18 protein-coding genes and 1 pseudogene are annotated in these 17,693 nt (G+C 70.0%); 9 read left to right on the top strand and 10 right to left on the bottom strand.

All coding sequences use genetic code 11. The annotated features are described in order from the left end of the window. Positions 1-227: 227 nt before the first annotated feature. The 7 genes and pseudogenes from C1I89_RS02245 to C1I89_RS02215 all read left to right on the top strand — a co-directional run bounded on the left by C1I89_RS02245 (position 228) and on the right by C1I89_RS02215 (position 6,519). Entirely contained in the window at positions 228-1,112 is an 885-nt protein-coding gene (locus C1I89_RS02245; protein WP_102771175.1) for an AI-2E family transporter, read from the top strand. 61 nt (positions 1,113-1,173) lie between these two features. Next, positions 1,174-2,007 carry an RNA pseudouridine synthase gene (locus C1I89_RS02240; RefSeq protein ID WP_102771174.1) on the top strand — a complete coding sequence of 278 codons (834 nt, stop codon included), beginning with the start codon at positions 1,174-1,176 and terminating at the stop codon, positions 2,005-2,007. A gap of 13 nt (positions 2,008-2,020) precedes the next feature. Next, positions 2,021-2,785, top strand: a pseudogene (locus C1I89_RS02235) (S66 peptidase family protein); the annotation flags it as partial. 92 nt (positions 2,786-2,877) lie between these two features. Then, positions 2,878-3,585 (top strand): RNA pseudouridine synthase, encoded by a 708-nt coding sequence (locus tag C1I89_RS02230; RefSeq protein WP_102771825.1) that lies wholly within the window; start codon positions 2,878-2,880, stop codon positions 3,583-3,585. Positions 3,586-3,598: 13 nt separating this feature from the next. Next, a complete protein-coding gene (locus C1I89_RS02225; protein ID WP_440130610.1) occupies positions 3,599-4,732 on the top strand; it encodes a S66 peptidase family protein in 1,134 nt (377 codons plus the stop codon). Positions 4,733-4,851: 119 nt separating this feature from the next. Continuing rightward, the gene (locus C1I89_RS02220) at positions 4,852-5,196 is read left to right on the top strand and encodes a helix-turn-helix transcriptional regulator (protein WP_102771173.1); all 345 of its coding nucleotides are present in this window, start codon (positions 4,852-4,854) and stop codon (positions 5,194-5,196) included. A 15-nt stretch (positions 5,197-5,211) separates the two neighbouring features. Further along, positions 5,212-6,519, top strand: a complete 1,308-nt coding sequence (locus C1I89_RS02215; RefSeq protein WP_102771172.1) for a type II toxin-antitoxin system HipA family toxin — start codon at positions 5,212-5,214, stop codon at positions 6,517-6,519. Here C1I89_RS02215 and C1I89_RS02210 read toward each other — a convergent pair. From C1I89_RS02210 to C1I89_RS02160, 10 genes are all read right to left on the bottom strand, one after another. Continuing rightward, positions 6,516-7,355, bottom strand: coding sequence for an SAM-dependent methyltransferase (locus C1I89_RS02210; RefSeq protein WP_102771171.1), 840 nt, complete (start codon positions 7,353-7,355; stop codon positions 6,516-6,518). The two genes, C1I89_RS02215 and C1I89_RS02210, sit on opposite strands and share 4 nt — an antisense overlap. Positions 7,356-7,406: 51 nt before the next feature. Continuing rightward, positions 7,407-8,771: an APC family permease gene (locus tag C1I89_RS02205; RefSeq protein ID WP_102771170.1), complete on the bottom strand. Its 1,365-nt coding sequence runs from the start codon at positions 8,769-8,771 to the stop codon at positions 7,407-7,409. Positions 8,772-9,308: 537 nt separating this feature from the next. Next, positions 9,309-10,466: an acetyl-CoA acetyltransferase gene (locus C1I89_RS02195; protein WP_102771169.1), complete on the bottom strand. Its 1,158-nt coding sequence runs from the start codon at positions 10,464-10,466 to the stop codon at positions 9,309-9,311. Continuing rightward, positions 10,466-10,864 (bottom strand): Zn-ribbon domain-containing OB-fold protein, encoded by a 399-nt coding sequence (locus C1I89_RS02190; RefSeq protein WP_168202120.1) that lies wholly within the window; start codon positions 10,862-10,864, stop codon positions 10,466-10,468. The genes C1I89_RS02195 and C1I89_RS02190 overlap by 1 nt, the downstream gene beginning before the upstream one ends. Then, on the bottom strand, positions 10,861-11,325 hold the full coding sequence (locus C1I89_RS02185) for a MaoC family dehydratase (protein ID WP_102771168.1): 465 nt from the start codon (positions 11,323-11,325) through the stop codon (positions 10,861-10,863). The genes C1I89_RS02190 and C1I89_RS02185 overlap by 4 nt, the downstream gene beginning before the upstream one ends. 28 nt (positions 11,326-11,353) lie before the next feature. After that, positions 11,354-12,319: an NAD(P)H-dependent flavin oxidoreductase gene (locus C1I89_RS02180; protein ID WP_108627522.1), complete on the bottom strand. Its 966-nt coding sequence runs from the start codon at positions 12,317-12,319 to the stop codon at positions 11,354-11,356. 19 nt (positions 12,320-12,338) lie between these two features. After that, positions 12,339-13,010: a 3-oxoacid CoA-transferase subunit B gene (locus C1I89_RS02175; protein WP_102771166.1), complete on the bottom strand. Its 672-nt coding sequence runs from the start codon at positions 13,008-13,010 to the stop codon at positions 12,339-12,341. After that, entirely contained in the window at positions 12,994-13,674 is a 681-nt protein-coding gene (locus C1I89_RS02170; RefSeq protein ID WP_102771165.1) for a 3-oxoacid CoA-transferase subunit A, read from the bottom strand. Before C1I89_RS02170 ends, C1I89_RS02175 begins: the two co-directional genes overlap by 17 nt. Positions 13,675-13,690: 16 nt before the next feature. Next, positions 13,691-14,590 carry an SDR family NAD(P)-dependent oxidoreductase gene (locus C1I89_RS02165; RefSeq protein ID WP_102771164.1) on the bottom strand — a complete coding sequence of 300 codons (900 nt, stop codon included), beginning with the start codon at positions 14,588-14,590 and terminating at the stop codon, positions 13,691-13,693. A 50-nt stretch (positions 14,591-14,640) separates the two neighbouring features. Then, positions 14,641-15,444 carry an enoyl-CoA hydratase-related protein gene (locus C1I89_RS02160; RefSeq protein WP_102771163.1) on the bottom strand — a complete coding sequence of 268 codons (804 nt, stop codon included), beginning with the start codon at positions 15,442-15,444 and terminating at the stop codon, positions 14,641-14,643. 221 nt (positions 15,445-15,665) lie between these two features. Here C1I89_RS02160 and C1I89_RS02150 point away from each other — a divergent pair, with 221 nt between their 5' ends. Both C1I89_RS02150 and C1I89_RS02145 read left to right on the top strand, forming a co-directional pair. After that, a complete protein-coding gene (locus tag C1I89_RS02150; protein WP_102771161.1) occupies positions 15,666-16,508 on the top strand; it encodes an IclR family transcriptional regulator in 843 nt (280 codons plus the stop codon). 161 nt (positions 16,509-16,669) lie between these two features. Continuing rightward, complete coding sequence (locus C1I89_RS02145; RefSeq protein WP_102771160.1) at positions 16,670-17,656, top strand: Bug family tripartite tricarboxylate transporter substrate binding protein; 987 nt, start codon at positions 16,670-16,672, stop codon at positions 17,654-17,656. Positions 17,657-17,693: the final 37 nt, after the last annotated feature.

Genomic DNA, 17,693 nt, shown 5'->3' with positions numbered 1-17,693 from the left:
GGGCCTGTCCGCCGCCGTCCTGGGCGGCTGTGCGTCGCGCGCGCCGGTCGCGCCGCGGCGGCCGGCCACGCCGGCGCCCGCCGCGCCTCCGGTTTCGCCGGGCACGGCCGCCTCGCCGGTGCCGGCGCTGCGGCCCGGCGCGAAAGTGGCGATCGTGGCGCCGGCCTCGGCCGCGCCCGACGCCAGCGACCAGGCCGCCGAATGGCTGCAGGAGCGCGGCTACGCNGTTGCTGCTGCTGTTCGTGATCGTGCTGCCGCTGTACCAGGTGATCGCCACCCTGGCGCTGCATGGCGGCGCCATCATGGCGGCCATCAAGAGCCTGCCGGACTATGCGCTGCTGGCGCCGCCGGCGTGGGTGGGCAGCATTCCGCTGGCCGGCCCGCGCATCGCCCACGAATGGCAGGCGCTGTCGGATGCCGGCGCGGGCGGGCTGCTGGCCCGGCTGGAACCGTATCTCACCATCGCCGCGCGCTGGCTGCTCGGCCATGCCGCCATCGTCGGCGTGTTCGCCATGCACATGCTGATCACGGTCGTGATCGCCGGCATTCTGTACAGCCGCGGCGACGTGGCCGCCCAGTTCGTGCTGCGCTTTTTCAACCGGCTGGCCGGGCAGCGCGGCATGTCCGCCGTCAGGCTGGCCGCGCTGGCGATCCGCGCCGTGGCGCTGGGCATCGTGGTGACGGCGGTGGTGCAGTCGGTGCTGGGCGGCATCGGCCTGTGGATCGCCGGCGTGCCGGCCGCCGGCATCCTGACCGCGCTGATGGTCATGCTGTGCCTGGCCCAGCTGGGCCCGTTTTTGCCCATGCTGGGCGGCGTGGTGTGGCTGTTCCAGAACGACATGAAGCTGGCCGCCGGCATTCTGCTGGCCTGGGCGCTGGTGGTGGCCATGCTGGACAACCTGCTGCGGCCCATGCTGATCAAGCGCGGCGTGAACCTGTCGCTGCTGCTGATACTGGCCGGCGTGCTGGGCGGGATGTTCGCCTTCGGCATCGTGGGCCTGTTCATCGGCCCGGTCATCCTGGCCGTGACGCAGACGCTGCTGCACGCCTGGGTCGACGAAACGCCCGCGCCGCAGGCCGTGCAAGCGCCCGGGTCCGGGCCAAGGGCGTAACATTCGCCTCTCGACGCGGGCGTGCGCGCCCGCGGTTTCAGTCACGCCATCCGCCAGTTCCATGTCGAAGCCTCCCCACACGCGCGCCGCCGGCACGCTGACTCTTCCACGCCGCGCCGCGGCGTCCAGAAACGCCCCCCGCAATACCGCCCGCCAGGACAGCAAGCCGGCCGACGGCAGCGAGCGCCTGGCCAAGCGCGTGGCCGCGCTACAGCAGTGCTCGCGCGGCGACGCCGAACGCTATATCGAGGGCGGCTGGGTCGCGGTGGACGGCAAGACCGTGGAAGAGCCGGGCTTCCGGGTCGCCCCGCAACAGGCTGTCGCGCTGCTGCCCGGCGCCCGGCTGGAACCCGCGCAGCCCGTCACCATCCTGCTGCACAAGCCCGCCGGCCTGTACGCCAACGACGAACCCGGCTCGGCGCGCGACCTGATCCTGCCCGAGAACCTGATGCCCGGCGACCGCTCCGGCCTGCGCTTCCTCAAGCGCATGCTCAATGGCCTGAAGCTGGCCACGCCGCTGGAGCGCGCCGCCAGCGGGCTGCTGGTCTATACGCAGGAGTATCCGGTGATGCGCAAGCTGGTCGAAGACGCGCGCCACGTCGAGCACGAGTACATCGCCGAGGTCGCGGGCGCGCTGGGCGAGGGCGATCTGGCGCGGCTTCAGCGCGGCCTGGCCTGGCAGGGCCGTCCGGCCACGCCCATGAAGGTCAGCTGGCAGAACGAAACCCATCTGCGCTTCGCCTTGAAGACGCCGGCGCCGGGATTCATCGAGTACGTCTGCGACACGGCCGGCCTGCGGCTGCTGGCGCTGCGCCGCATCCGCATCGGCCGCCTGCCCATGGCGGGGCTGGCGCCGGGGCTGTGGCGCTACCGACTGGGCTATGAGCGGTTCTGATCAAAGGAAGGACATGAGCAGCAAAGCAGCAAACCACGGCCAGCCGTCCCCGCGCCGCAGTTTTCTCATCCAGGCGGGGGCCCTGGGCCTGTCCGCCGCCGTCCTGGGCGGCTGTGCGTCGCGCGCGCCGGTCGCGCCGCGGCGGCCGGCCACGCCGGCGCCCGCCGCGCCTCCGGTTTCGCCGGGCACGGCCGCCTCGCCGGTGCCGGCGCTGCGGCCCGGCGCGAAAGTGGCGATCGTGGCGCCGGCCTCGGCCGCGCCCGACGCCAGCGACCAGGCCGCCGAATGGCTGCAGGAGCGCGGCTACGCGCCGCAGGTCATGCCGGCTTCGCGCATCCGGCTGCAGCCGCCGTACGACTACCTGGCCGGCAGCGACGCCGAGCGGCTGGCCGATCTGCACGCCGCCTTCGCCGCGCCCGACGTCAGTGCGGTGTGGTGCCTGCAAGGCGGCTTCGGCTCGTGGCGCCTGCTGGACGGGCTGGACTACGAGCTGCTGCGCCGCCATCCCAAGCCCTTCATCGGCTACAGCGACATCACGGCCCTGCATCTGGCCCTGCAGCGGCGCGCCGGCTTCGTGACCTTCCACGGCCCGATGCTGGCGCAGGACATGCTGGCCGGCAAACGCGAGCCGACCGAATCGCATCTGCTGGCCATGCTGAGCGGGCAGTTCGGGCAGGGCGCCTGGATCGACCCGCCGCTGGACGCCCCCGCCACCACGCTGGTGCCGGGAACGGCCACCGGGCGGCTGGTGGGCGGCAACCTCGCCCTGATCNCGGCACGCTGACTCTTCCACGCCGCGCCGCGGCGTCCAGAAACGCCCCCCGCAATACCGCCCGCCAGGACAGCAAGCCGGCCGACGGCAGCGAGCGCCTGGCCAAGCGCGTGGCCGCGCTACAGCAGTGCTCGCGCGGCGACGCCGAACGCTATATCGAGGGCGGCTGGGTCGCGGTGGACGGCAAGACCGTGGAAGAGCCGGGCTTCCGGGTCGCCCCGCAACAGGCTGTCGCGCTGCTGCCCGGCGCCCGGCTGGAACCCGCGCAGCCCGTCACCATCCTGCTGCACAAGCCCGCCGGCCTGTACGCCAACGACGAACCCGGCTCGGCGCGCGACCTGATCCTGCCCGAGAACCTGATGCCCGGCGACCGCTCCGGCCTGCGCTTCCTCAAGCGCATGCTCAATGGCCTGAAGCTGGCCACGCCGCTGGAGCGCGCCGCCAGCGGGCTGCTGGTCTATACGCAGGAGTATCCGGTGATGCGCAAGCTGGTCGAAGACGCGCGCCACGTCGAGCACGAGTACATCGCCGAGGTCGCGGGCGCGCTGGGCGAGGGCGATCTGGCGCGGCTTCAGCGCGGCCTGGCCTGGCAGGGCCGTCCGGCCACGCCCATGAAGGTCAGCTGGCAGAACGAAACCCATCTGCGCTTCGCCTTGAAGACGCCGGCGCCGGGATTCATCGAGTACGTCTGCGACACGGCCGGCCTGCGGCTGCTGGCGCTGCGCCGCATCCGCATCGGCCGCCTGCCCATGGCGGGGCTGGCGCCGGGGCTGTGGCGCTACCGACTGGGCTATGAGCGGTTCTGATCAAAGGAAGGACATGAGCAGCAAAGCAGCAAACCACGGCCAGCCGTCCCCGCGCCGCAGTTTTCTCATCCAGGCGGGGGCCCTGGGCCTGTCCGCCGCCGTCCTGGGCGGCTGTGCGTCGCGCGCGCCGGTCGCGCCGCGGCGGCCGGCCACGCCGGCGCCCGCCGCGCCTCCGGTTTCGCCGGGCACGGCCGCCTCGCCGGTGCCGGCGCTGCGGCCCGGCGCGAAAGTGGCGATCGTGGCGCCGGCCTCGGCCGCGCCCGACGCCAGCGACCAGGCCGCCGAATGGCTGCAGGAGCGCGGCTACGCGCCGCAGGTCATGCCGGCTTCGCGCATCCGGCTGCAGCCGCCGTACGACTACCTGGCCGGCAGCGACGCCGAGCGGCTGGCCGATCTGCACGCCGCCTTCGCCGCGCCCGACGTCAGTGCGGTGTGGTGCCTGCAAGGCGGCTTCGGCTCGTGGCGCCTGCTGGACGGGCTGGACTACGAGCTGCTGCGCCGCCATCCCAAGCCCTTCATCGGCTACAGCGACATCACGGCCCTGCATCTGGCCCTGCAGCGGCGCGCCGGCTTCGTGACCTTCCACGGCCCGATGCTGGCGCAGGACATGCTGGCCGGCAAACGCGAGCCGACCGAATCGCATCTGCTGGCCATGCTGAGCGGGCAGTTCGGGCAGGGCGCCTGGATCGACCCGCCGCTGGACGCCCCCGCCACCACGCTGGTGCCGGGAACGGCCACCGGGCGGCTGGTGGGCGGCAACCTCGCCCTGATCGCGGCGCTGATCGGCTCGCCCTACGAGATCGACACGCGCGACGCGATTCTTTTCATCGAGGACGTCAACGAGGCGCTGCCGCGCGTGGACCGGCTGCTGAACCAGCTGGCCGCCGCCGGCAAGTTCGACGGCGTCAAGGGCGTGCTGGTCGGCAGCTTCACGCGCATCCTGGGCGTGCAGATGGACGACGCGCAGGCCCAGGGCATGCTGTATCCGCTGATCCTGGACCAGTTCCGCGGCCGCGGCATCCCGGTGCTGGGCGGCTGGCCCAGCGGCCACGGCAATCCCAACCTGACCCTGCCGCTGGGCGCGCGCGTGACGCTGGACACCGGGCGCGGCGCGCTGCGCCTGGAACAGGCCGTAGTGATCCGATAGCTGGAAATGCATCATTAATAATGCAAAACTAGCCTCAATGCGCTATTAATGACTCGGTTTACTTTTCAACATGCCTCATTTATGGTGCATTCCAATAGATTAAGCACTATTATTGAGTCATGAAAAAGAAGATCGAACCCAGCTTCGAGGCCGCCGAGGCGCTGGCCCGGATCGGCGCCAATATCCGCACCGCCCGGCTGCGGCGCGCCGAAACCGAGTCCACGCTGGCCAGCCGCATGGGCGTGTCGCGCGCCACCATCGCCCGTCTCGAACGCGGCGACGGCGGCGTGTCGCTGGCGCTGGCCGTGGAAGCCTTGCTCCAGTACGGCTACGCGGACCAGCTCTACACGCTCGGCGATCCCGAGCAGGACGGCGTCGGCAAGCGGCTCGACGCAATGCGCCGGCCCAGCCGCGGTGGCGCGGGCGCGCTGCACTCGCACCGGGCCGATCCCACCCGGCTGTAAGAAGCGTCTGCGCACATGGCTACCGGCAAGAAGCACAAATCGGTCGAAAGCGAGCTGTACGTCTACGTCGACATCCGCGGCGAGGCCGTATTGGCCGGCCTGTTGACGCTGGACGACACGGACGAGAACCGCTTTTTCGCCGAATTCACCTACGTGCAGTCCTACGTGGATGACCCGCGCGCCTTCGCGCTGGACCCGCTGAACCTGCCGCTGGTCGACGCCCGCAGCACGTTCCGCACCGAAAGCCGCTACGAAAAACTCGGCGCCATATTCGACGCCGCGCCCGACGCCTGGGGCCGCAACGTCATGCGCATCGACAACGCCGGCGCGCGCGTGACCGAAGACGAGGTGTTGCTCAAGGGCCGCGGAATGGGCGTGGGGGCGCTGTTCTTCAGCGCGCGCCAGCTCACGCCCAATATGCGCAAGACCTACCGCCTGCCCGAAGTCAGCCAGCTGGAATCGCTGGCCGGGCTGCTCACCGACATCGACCAGGGCGTCAAGCCCAAGGGCCTGTACCGCGACATCCTGGGCAGTTCATGGGACATCGGCGGGGCGCGCCCCAAGACCATCGTGCGCGACGACCAGGGCGAGATGTGGATCGCCAAATTCCCGCGCAAGGGCGATTCCTACGACCGCCAGCGGGTCGAGTACGCCAACCTGCAAATGGCCAGGGCCATCGGCCTGACCGTTCCCGAGATCCGGCTGGCCGAAACGCGGCTGGGCGCGGTGCTGCTGACCCATCGCTTCGACCGCGAACTGCTGCCGGCGGGCAAGGGCGCGGACCCCATCGTCGCGCGCCGCCATTTTCTGAGCGGGGCCTCGCTCATCAGCCCGTCCGTCCAGATCGGCAAGCGCGAACTGGACGGGCCGCGCGGCAAGGCCACGTATTCCTACGCCCGGCTGGCCGACGTGGCCCGCCGCGTGTCGTCCAACCCGGTGCAGGACCTGAAGGAGCTCTACGCCCGCATGGTGCTGAACGTGGCCGTGCACAACACCGACGACCACCTGAAGAACGTCGGCTTTCTCAAGGACGAAAACGCCCACAGCTACCGGTTGTCGCCGCTGTTCGACGTGGTGACGCAGGAAGGCTCGGCCAGGCACTATCTGCATATCGGCGCGGCCGGGCGCGAAAGCTCGTTCCAGAACTGTCTGAGCGAATACCGCCGCTTCGGCCTGCGCTCCGAAACCGCCGCGCGCCAGATCCTGGACCACGTGCGCGGCGTGGTGGCCGAACGCGGGCGCTACTACGACATGGCCGGCATGAGCGCCCAGGAAGTCGGCCACGTCGAGGCCTCGCTGATGGCCTGGCGCAACGATTCCTAGGCGCGCCTGGCCGACCAGCTCCCGCGGCCCGCGGCCTTGCCGCTCATGGTCTTGCCATTGACCACGCCCGTATAACGCACGCCGTCCACCGTGAAGGCGATTTCGGCGCCGTTGAGCCGCGCATCGGAGATCGGGACCGAACCCAGCTTGCCGGACAGCTTCTGGTAGTGCTGCTCCAGGTGCAGCGTCTGGCCGTCCACGTCCCACTTGCCCTGGACCTTGGCCGGCACGATCCACAGCAGCGCGGTGCAATAGCTGCTGCAGTTCTCGGTCACGGTTTCCTCGGCGTCCGGCTCCCAGTCGCCCATGCGGAACGTGTTCGACACCACGCGCGTGCCCGGCGCCAGCTCCAGCAGCCTGGGCCGCAGTTTTTCGTTGATGGTCGACAGCAGGAACATGGTGATGACGTCGGCCTTGGACAGATCGGTGGCGAACAGGTCGGCCGCCACGAACGTGGCCCGGTCGCCCACGCCGGCGCGCTCGGCGTTGCGGCGCGACAGCGCCACCAGGTCCGGGTTGTACTCGATGCCCTGGGCCGTCAGGCCGCGCTGGGCGGCGGTGATCACGGTACGGCCGTCGCCCGAGCCCAGGTCCATCAGCCGGTCGCGCGGCGTGACCTTGGCCATGTCCAGCATCTTGTCGACCAGGGTCTGGGGCGTGGGCACCCAGATGACGTCCTTGCCGTCCTGGCCGACGCTGGGCTCGTAGTCCTGCTGTTGTTCGGTGGCCGCCGCGGGCGCGGCCTGCGCGGCGGCGCCCAGAACGCAGGCCAGGGCCAGCGCCGCGGCCGAAGCCGCCCGGACGCCGGGCCGTTGGAACGGAATCGCGATTTGCATGATGCAGGCTCCTTGCGTGGGGTTGCGTAAAGCCGTCTGCAAGCGCCGCGCCTAATCTGGCGGCGGCTGCGGGCGGGCCAGGCGCAGCATGGGCAGGCCCGCCGCCAGGACGGCCAATCCGATCAGGGCGCCGGCTCCCGCGTAGACGGCGCTCGAATACACCAGGCCGGCGCACACCAGCGCCAGCAGTAAGGGGGGCAGGGGATACAGCGGCACCCGGAACGGGCGCGGACGGTCGGGGTCCAGCCGCCGCAGCCGCCACACCGAGGCCGCCACCAGCAGCATGAACAGCCAGAACACCGGCGCGGTATAGGCCACCAGGGTCTGCACGCTGTTCTTGCTGAACGCGCCCAGCCCGATCAGCGCCAGCGTGATCGCGCCCTGCGCCAGCAGCGCGGCGGCCGGGGTTTCGTTGCGCGCGTTCCAGGCCGCCAGCGCGCCCAGGCGCGGCACGTCGCGGCCCAGCGCGCAGTACACGCGGGCGCCGGTGATGATGGTGCCGTTGATGGTGCTGAGCGCCGTGGCGCAGATCGTCAGGCTGAGCAGGGCCGCGGCATACGGGCCGGCCGCCAGCTGCATGACGTCGGCGCCCAGCGCGGGCGTGTCGCGCAGCCCCTGCAGCCCGAAGATCTCCAGCAGGGCCAGGTTGGTCAGCACATAGGCGGCGGTGACCACCACGGTGCCCAGCAGCAGCACGCGGCTCATGTTGCGGCCCGGCTCGCGCAGTTCGCCGCTCAGATAGGCGGCCTCGTTCCATCCGCCGTACGTCAGCAGCACGAACACCATGCCCATGCCCAGCAGGCCGGCCGGATGCCCGGCAAGCGGCATCGGCGCCACGTCGCGCAGCGGGCCTTGCGCGGTGGCCGACAGGCTGGCCACCAGCACCGCGGCCAGCGCCGCCAGCGTCAGCAGCGTGAACACCCATTGCAGGCGCTTGGAATAACGCGTGCCCGCCACGTTCAGCGCGGTCAGCGCCACCACCGACAGCGCCGCGTGCAGGGCAGGGCCGTAATCGCCCAGCGGCGCCAGGCGCTGCGCATAATCGCCATAGATATAGGCCACCACCGCGATCGCGCCGGTCTGGATCACCGTGCAGCGCGCCCACGCGAACATCACGCCCACGCGCTGGCCCCAGGCCCGCGTCAGGTACAGGTATTCGCCGCCGGCGCCCGGATAGGCCGAGCCCAGCTCCGCATAGCACAGCGCCCCCACCAGCATCACGCAGCCGCCCGCCACCCACAGCGCCACATAGGCGGCTTCGGAAGCGGCGTGCTGGGCCACCAGCGGAGGAAAGCCGAATATGCCGATGCCGATGACCACGCCCACCAGCACCATCGTCGCATCCAGCACCGACAGGCCGGCGGCAGGGGGCGCATGCTGGAAACTCGCGGACGAACGCGCGGCGGACCTTGTCATCGGGGCTCTCGGGTCGGCGGGAAAGGGCAGGCGCGGATGCCGCCGGGCGGCAGCATCTGACAATAACCTGAACAATTATCGACTCGGATATGTCCTGGAAAGTTTCTTCGGGTTTACCCGAAAAAAATGCAGGAAGCGTCTGGCCCATTGCGACGCTTCCTGCATCAAACAACTTTAACTTATCGCTTTAAGTAATTGATTATTTGAGATTTTCCGTAGCTATATAAAGTGAATTAGTTAAAGTGATTTCTCTGAAGCTGCTTCATGCTCGCGCCCCGGCGTGAGCATTAGATACCGCTGGCGCTCGGCTGGGAATCACTGAAATTGGGTATTTGCCGGCGAATTGCCGCTGCTTGGGAACGTCGGGCCAGGGCGATTCTCCGAAACGGTTCTTGAGGGCATCCACGTCGATTTGCGAACGCCCGGCGACCTGCCGCCAAAGGTCCGGGCCAAGGTGCTCGCGCAGGCGCAGCCGGTATAAACGCGGCCAGCATCGCCTCAGTTCTAACACCGAATCAAGGCGACACCCGAGAACACCTAAACCGTCGAAGCCCCGCCCAGAATCACCGTGTACTGCGACGACAGCACGCCGCCGTTGCCATGCGCCAGGGCGACTTCGGCGCCCTCGACCTGGCGCCGGCCGCATTCGCCGCGCAACTGGCGGACGGCTTCGATCAGCAGGAAGATGCCGTACATGCCGGGGTGGCAGTACGACAACCCGCCGCCGTTGGTGTTGACGGGCAACTGGCCGCCTGGCGCGATGCGGCCGTTGGCGACGAAGGCGCCGCCTTCACCCTTGGCGCAAAAGCCCAGATCCTCCAGGAACAGCACGGTGTTGATGGTGAAGGCGTCGTACAGGCCCACCACGTCCATGTCGGAGGCGGTCAGGCCGGCCTGTGCATACGCGATCTCGCCGGACACGCGCGCGCCGGTATTGACCAGGTCGGGCATGTTGCTGATGGTCAGGTGGGTGCTGCAATGGCCCGAACCCAGCAGGTAGACCGGGGCGGTGCGCAGCCCGCGCGCCCGCGCCGGCGTGGTCAGCACCAGCGCGCCGCCGCCGTCGGAGACCAGGCAGCAGTCGCGGATGGTGAGCGGATGGCTGACCATGCGCGAGGACAGCACGCCTTCGACCGTCAGGGGTTCGCGCTCCCAGGCCATGGGATTCAGCAGCGCCCACTGGCGCGCCGCCACCGCGACTTCGGCCAGCTGCTCGCGGGTGGTGCCGAATTCATGCATGTGGCGGGCGGCCGCCATGGCGTAGGCCGTGGCCGGCAGGAAGGGTTTGTAAGGCGATTCGTAGGGGTTCCATTCCGGCCGGCTGGTGTTCTTGCGGCCCAGCGAGCGCTGGGTGCTGCCGTAGGCCACCACGGCGACCTCGCACAGGCCGGCGGCGATCGCCGCCTCGGCCCGCGCCAGGTGCCCCATGAACGACGAGCCGCCGGTGGAGGTGGAGTCGATGTAGGCTTCCGGCAGCTGCAGGTATTCGGCCAGCGCCAGGCCCGCCAGGCGGCTCTGGGTGGTGGCGCAGAACAGGCCGTCCACGTCCTTGATGGACAGTCCGCAGTCGTCCAGGGCGCGGTAGACGCCCTGGGCCATCAGGTCCAGCGCCGTATAGGCCTCGCCCACGGCGCCCAGGTCGGATTCGGCCGCGCCCGCCACCACGGCGCGGCCGGGTCGGAAATCGTCGTTCATCATGCGGACTCCAGCGGCGTGAACACGGCGACGGGATCGTCCAGGCCTTCCTCGGCCGCGGCGCGAAAGCGCACGCGCTGGCCGATGGCGACCTGCAGGGGGTCGGCCGCCTCGACCCGGCTCATCATCCGGAACCCTTCGTCCAGGTCGATCAGCGCCACGTTGTAGGGCTCGCCCTTGCGCGGGTAGACCACCGAGGTGCTGTACACGGTGCCGATGCCGGCGCTGATGCGCCATTGCAGGCTGTCCTGGCCGGTGTAGGGGCAGCGCACCCGCGGAAAGAACACGGCGCGCCCGGCCGCCGGGCTGAATTGATAGGCCAGTTCGCCGGCCTTCAGATGCCGCACGTAACGCGCATAGGGCGCGCCCGTGCCGGCTGCGTCGTCGACTCTCATCATTTGCCCTTTTCGTACATCAGGTTCAGCGTTTCGGCCACCATGACCGGGCGTTCCTGGCCTTCGCGGTACATGGTGTTGCCGTAGGTCAGGCGCACCGCGCCTTCCAGGCGTTCGAAGGCCACCAGGCTGCGCTCCAGGCAGATGCGCGAGCCCACCTGCACCGGCGCGGTGAAGCGGACCTTGTTGGAGCCGTAGTTGATGCCGCGCCCGCGCTGGCGCACCTGCACGATCTCGCCGCCCATGCCGGACATCAGCGAGAACGTCAGCATCCCGTGGGCGATGGTCTTGCCGTCCGGCAGTTCGCGCCGGGCCCGCTCCACGTCCACGTGGATCCAGTTGTCGTCGCCCGACAGGCGGGCGAATTCGTCGATCATGGGCTGGGTGACTTCGATCCAGCCGGTCCGTCCCAGGACTTTGCCGACGTGGGCTTCGAGTTCGTAAGGGGTTTCCAAAGTCAGCATGGGCTGCCTCCAGGTAAGAAAGAATGGGTCAGAGCAGGGCGGCCAGGCGTCCGGACACCAGGCCGTGGGCCTGGTCCATGATGCGGCGCACCAGGTCGCCGCAGGCCGGAATGTCGTCGATCAGGCCCTGGATCATGCCCACAGTCCAGATGCCGCTTTCGACGTCGCCGCTTTCGTAGACGCCGCGCCCCTTGGCGCCGACCACCAGCGGACCGATGCGGTCGATGCCCGCGCCGGCGCGCTCCAGCGCCACCACCTCGGCCGACAGCTGGTTGGCCCAGACGCGGCTGGTGTTGCGCAGGCTGCGCAGGATCAGCCGGGTGTCGGTTTCGCTGGAGCGGGTGATGGCTTGCTTGATCGACTCGTGCACCGGCGACTCCCGGGTGCACATGAAGCGCGTGCCCATGTTGATGCCCTCGGCGCCCAGGGCCAGCGCGGCCACCAGGCCGCGCGCGTCGCCGAAGCCGCCCGAGGCGATCACCGGTATCGACACCTGCGCCACCGTGGCCGGAATCAGGATCAGGCCCGGAATGTCGTTCTCGCCCACGTGGCCGGCGCACTCATAGCCGTCGATGGACACGATGTCCACGCCGATCTCCTGCGCCTTGCGGGCATGGCGCGGGGTGGTGCATTTGTGGATCACGCGCACGCCGGCGGCCTTCAGGGCCGGCATGTGTTCGCCGGGATTGTTGCCGGCCGTCTCCACGATCTTGACGCCCGATTCGATGATGGCGTCGCGGTACTCGGCGTACGGCACCGGCTTGAGCGTGGGCAGGAAGGTCAGGTTCACGCCGAAGGGGCGGTCCGTCATCTCGCGCATGCGGGCGATTTCGCGGCGCAGGTGCTCGGGGCTGGGCTGGGTCAGCGCGGTCAGTATGCCCAGCGCGCCGGCGTTGGAGACGGCCGCGGCGAGTTCGGCGCGGGCCACCCACTGCATGCCGCCCTGAACGATGGGATGCTCGATGCCGAGCATGCGGGTTACTGCGGTCTGCACATTGTGCTCCTTGTCTTCTCTATAGGTCGGCGCGGTAGGGCGAGCAGTCCGGCGCCAGCGTCAGCGGGGCGCCGGTAAGCGCCTGCAGCGCCTCCAGCGTCCAGCCTTCGGCCAGGCGGCGCACGACCAGTCCCGCGGCGGTGACGTCGATCACCGCCAGATCGGTGTAGATGCGGTCCACGCAGTCCGGCGCGGTGAGGGGATAGCTGCATTGCTCCAGGATGCGCGGCGCGCCGTCGCGGGTGCAGTGCTCCATCAACACCCAGACCTGTTCGGCGCCGGCCGCCAGGTCCATGGCCCCGCCCACGCCCGGGATCTGGCCGGGGGCGTCCACGGTCCAGTTGGCCAGGTCGCCATTGGCCGCCACCTGGAACGCGCCCAGGCAGGCGATGTCGATATGGCCGCCGCGGATCATCAGGAACGATTCGCTGTGGCTGAACACCGAGGCGCCGGGCAGCAGCGTCACCGGCAGCTTGCCGGCGTTGATCACGTCGTAGTCTTCCTCGCCCGGGGCCGGCGCCGGCCCCAGGCCCAGCAGGCCCTGTTCGCTGTGCAGCATGAGCTCGCGGCCGGGGGGCACGTGGTCGGCGATCAGGGTCGGCAGGCCGATGCCGAGGTTGACGCAGGCGCCGTCCGGTATGTCCCGGGCGGCGACGCGGGCGATATCCTGGCGGCTAAGCCTTGCGCTCATTGGGCACCTCCACTAAACGATCCACGAAAACGCCCGGCGTGACGATGTGTTCCGGGTCCAGCGCGCCCAGCGGCACGATGCCGCGCACCTGGGCGACGACCAGCCTGGCCGCGCCGGCCATGACCGGGTTGTTGATGCGCGCGCCGCGGTGATAGACCAGATTGCCCCAGCGGTCGCCGTGCAGGCCCTTGAGCAGCGCCACGTCGCCTTTGATGGGGCGCTCCAGCACGTAGGTCTGCCCGTCTATGACGCGGGTTTCCTTGCCCTCGGCCAGGCGGGTGCCGGCCGCGGTGCGCGTGAAGAAACCGCCGATGCCGGCCGCGCCGGCGCGGATGCGCTCGGCCAGCGTGCCCTGCGGCACCAGCTCCAGTTCGATCTTGCCCGCGCCGTACAGCTCGTCGAAGATCGTGCGGCCCTTGAGGCCGCGCGGAAACGAACACACCACCTTGCGGATGCGGCCGGCGGCCATCAGCTCGCTGACGATGTCGTCGCCGACGGTGGCGTTGTTGGCCACGATGGTCAGGCCCCGGACGCCCAGGTCCAGCAGGCCCTCCATCAGATCGGCCGGACGGCCGGAGGAACCGAAGCCGCCGACCAGGATGACCGAGTCATCCTTGATGCCGGCCACGGCTTCGGCTATGGAACTCACTTGCTTGTCGATCACGGCAGGCTCTCCCGGGTCAGTCCAGATCGTGGCCTTTCATATCGACGTTGCGGCGGGCGCGCTGCGCCAGGTCGCGCAGCACCGGCCCGATCCGCGCGGCGTCGTCGACCGGCTCCGCCGCGGGGCCGCGGCGCCAGCCTTCCATCGCCGCCAGATGGCCGCCGCCCAGCTCGAAGATGCGGCCGGTCACGTCGCTGCTCTCGGCGCTGACCAGCCAGGCCACCGCCGGGGCGATCCAGCGCGGATGGCGCGCCTCGATCTCTGCGGCGCTGCGCTCGCGCAGGCCTTCGGTCATGCGGGTCTGGGCATGGGGATTGATCGCGTTGACCGTCACGCCGTAGCGCTTGAGCTCGCGCGCGGCGATGATGGTCATGGCGGCGATGCCCGCCTTGGCCGCGCCGTAGTTGATCTGGCCGATATTGCCGTACAGCCCCGAGGACGAAGAGGTGTTCACGATGCGCCCGCCGACCGGCTCGCCGGTCTTCTTGTACAGGTCGCGCCAGTGGGCGGCCGCGTGGCGCGACGGCGCGAACGTGCCTTTCAGGTGCACCTCGATGACGGCGTCCCATTCCTCTTCGCTCATATTGCACAGCGTGCGGTCGCGCAGGATGCCGGCGTTGTTGACCAGGCCGTGCAGCGCGCCGTAGTGGTCCAGCGCGGCCTCGATCATGCGCCTGGCGCCTGCGAAGTCGGCCACGTTCTCGTGGTTGGCGATGGCCTGGCCGCCGCTTTCGACGATTTCGCGCACGACGGCCGCGGCGGTGCTCTCGCCGGTGTCCTCGCCCGAGCGCGACACGCTCAGGTCGTTGACCACGACGCGCGCGCCCAGCCGCGCCAGCTGCAGCGCGTATTCGCGGCCGATGCCGCGGCCGGCGCCGGTCACGATCACGACCCGGTCTTTGCATAGTGTGGACATCGAAACTCCTTACTTGGATGGTCGGGAAACTTGTTGCGCGGCCGGACGGATCAGGCCGCCCCCTGGAACACGGGCGCGCGCTTCTGCGTGAACGCCAGCACCGCCTCGCGGTGATCGGGGCTGTCGACGCATTCGACGTGGCGCTCGCATTCGCGATCGAGCAGGGCGGCCAGGTCCAGCGCCAGGCCGTCATTGAGGTTTTCCTTCATGCGGGCCACGGCCGGCTGCGGGCCGCGGGCCAGGGCGCCGGCGATGGCGGCCACCTCCGGTTCGAGCCGGTCCGGGTCGTAGACCGCATTGAGCAGGCCCAGGCGCTCGGCCTGCGCGGCCGACAGCATCGGCGAGCGCAGGTAGAGTTCGCGCGCCTTGGCCGGGCCGACGATGCGCGGCAGGAAATAATGGCCGCCGAAATCGCCCGGCACGCCCGCGCCGATAAAGCCGGTGCGCAGCCTGGCGCTGGCATCCCCATAACGCAGGTCGCAGGCCAGCGCCAGCGACAGCCCCGCGCCCACGGCCGCGCCGCGGATCATGGCGATGGCGGGCTTGGGCATGCCGTGCAGGTATTCGACGATGCGGGTGCGCCCGCGCATGGCGGCGATGCGCTGGGCGGGCGAGGGCGGCGCGGACTCGGCCTGGCGGCGCATGCGGTCCATGTCGCCGCCCGCGCAAAAGGCGCCGCCCGCGCCGGCCAGCACCACGGCGCCGACCGCCGGATCGCGCCCGGCGGCCTCCAGCGCGTCCCGCAGCGCCTCATACAGGGCTGGGCTGAGCGCGTTGCGGCGGTCGGGCCGGTTCAGCGTCAGCCACAGCACGCCCGCCTCCAGGCGGACGATCAGTTCTTGCTCCAGTGCCATGGCCTTCCAGTTCGGTTGCGGAGATAACAGGCCCCTATGTTGCGGCGTTTTGGCGCGCGGGCCGCGCCCGGGCCCGGCCGGCCGCCGCAAAAAGAGTCCGTATCGTGAACTCGCGCTTCAACCGGCGCGGGGCAGGGGGCACAATGACGGCAAAACAAGCGTCCGCAATGTAGACCATTAAAAACACGCCCCGCGGCCCGGCCGCGGGCGAGGAGACCATCATGAACCAGGCCAGCACCGGCGGCGCCATCGGCGCCGCGGGCACCCAGTCATTGCAGCGCGCCATCGCCTTGCTGCGCATCATCGCGGTCAACAACCGCAGCGGCAGCCGGCTGGTGGAGCTGTATCGGCGCACCGGGCTGGAACGTCCCACCGCGCACCGGCTGCTGCAGGGCATGGTGGCCGAAAAGCTGATCCGCCAGGACCTGCAGAGCAAGCGCTATTACCTGGGCGCGCTGGCCTACGAGCTGGGCCTGGCCGCCGCGCCCAAGCTGGCGGTGCGCGACATCTGCCTGCCTTATGTGGAAGCGGTGGCCGAGCACACCGGCGACACGGTGTTCCTGACCGTGCGCTCGGGTTTCGACGGCATCTGCGTGGCGCGCGCCGACGGCGCTTTCCCCATAAAGATGTTCGTGCACGACGTGGGCCGGCACCGGCCGCTGAACGTCGGCGCCAGCGGCCTGGCGCTGCTGAGCGCGCTGCCCGACGACGAGATCGACCGCATCTGCCGCATCAACGTCGAGCGCACGCGCCGCAAGAGCCCGCGCTTTACCGAGGCGGCCCTGCGGGCCAGTATCGAAAGCACCCGCCGCCGCGGCTACGCCACCAACAAGGTCATGGACGAGCCGCCGGTGCATTCGGTCGGCATGGCGATCCGCGCGCCCGACGGCACGCCGGCCGCCGGCATCAGCGTGTCCACGCTGGCCTCGCGCCTGGGGCACGACCGGCTGGAGATGGTGGTGCGCTGCCTGGACGATACCGTGCGCTCGATCGAGGCCGAGCTGCGCGGCTACGTGGACCGCGACCGCGTTCCGTACGCCATGCCCACGCTGGCGCTGGCCTGAACGGGCGCCGGAATTCCACACAGTGGACCCGAATCTGCGCGGCGCGCGCCAGCGGGCGGCGCACGGCCGCCGCCCGCCTCTTAGACTGCGGACGACGTGAACCGAAGGGCAAGCCGGTTCCGGTATTCCAAAAATCCACGCACAGTCTGAGGAGACACCCTATGCTGAACTTTCGTCCATTCGGATTGCGGCTGGCCGGCCGCATCGGAGCAGGGCTGCTGGCCGCGGGCCTGGCCCTGCCTGCGCTCGCGGAATATCCCGCGGACCGGCCCGTGCAGTTCATTTCGCCCTACGCGGCCGGCGGAGCGAACGATTACCTGACGCGCCTGATGGCCCGCTACATGGGCGAGTCGCTGAAGGCCAATATCGTGGTCGACAACAAAAGCGGCGCCAACGGCATGATAGGCGCGTCGGCCGTGGCCAAGTCCACGCCGGACGGCTACACCATCCTCATGGGCAACAGCGCCACGCACGGCACCAATCCCACGCTGTACAAGAAACAGCCCTACGACGCCAGCAAGGACTTCACGCCCGTGGCCATGGTGGCGTCGGTGCCCATCGTGATGGTGGTCAACGCCGGGCTGGGCATCGACAGCGTGCAGGACCTGCTGGCCTACGGCAAGACCCACCGCCTGTCCTTCGGCAGCAGCGGCGTGGGCGGCACGGGCCACCTCACCGGCGAGGCCTTCAAGGCCGCCACCGGCCTGGACATGGTGCACGTGCCGTACAAGGGCGACAGCCCGGCCGTCACGGACGCGATGGGCGGCCAGGTCGACCTGGCCTTCGTGGGCACGGCCTCGGCCACCACGCAGCAGGCGTCCGGCCGCATCAAGATCCTGGCGGTCGCCCATCCGCAGCGCACGCGCGCGCTGCCCGACGTGCCCACCATGGCCGAGGCCGGCTATCCGGGGCTGGAGTTCTCGCAGTGGTATGCGCTGTTCGCTCCGGCCGGCACGCCCGAGGCCGTGGTGCAGAAACTGAACGCGGCCAACAAGGCCGCGCTGGCCAATCCCGAGGTGCAGAAAAGCCTGGACGCGCAATCGGCCGAAGGCGCCTACCGCACGCCGCAGGAGCTGGGCGCGTTCTACCAGTCGGAAATCGCGCGCTTCGGCGACTGGATCAGGAAACTGAAACTGTCTGCGGAATAAGCGCAGGATGGCGGGCGGCGCTGTCGGCCGCCCGCAA

Origin of the sequence: Achromobacter pulmonis (assembly GCF_002885955.2) — a bacterium.
Taxonomy (GTDB): Bacteria; Pseudomonadota; Gammaproteobacteria; order Burkholderiales; family Burkholderiaceae_B; genus Achromobacter; species Achromobacter pulmonis_A.
Note: the sequence above shows the minus strand (reverse complement) of the source record. Positions and strands in the feature narration are given on the sequence as shown.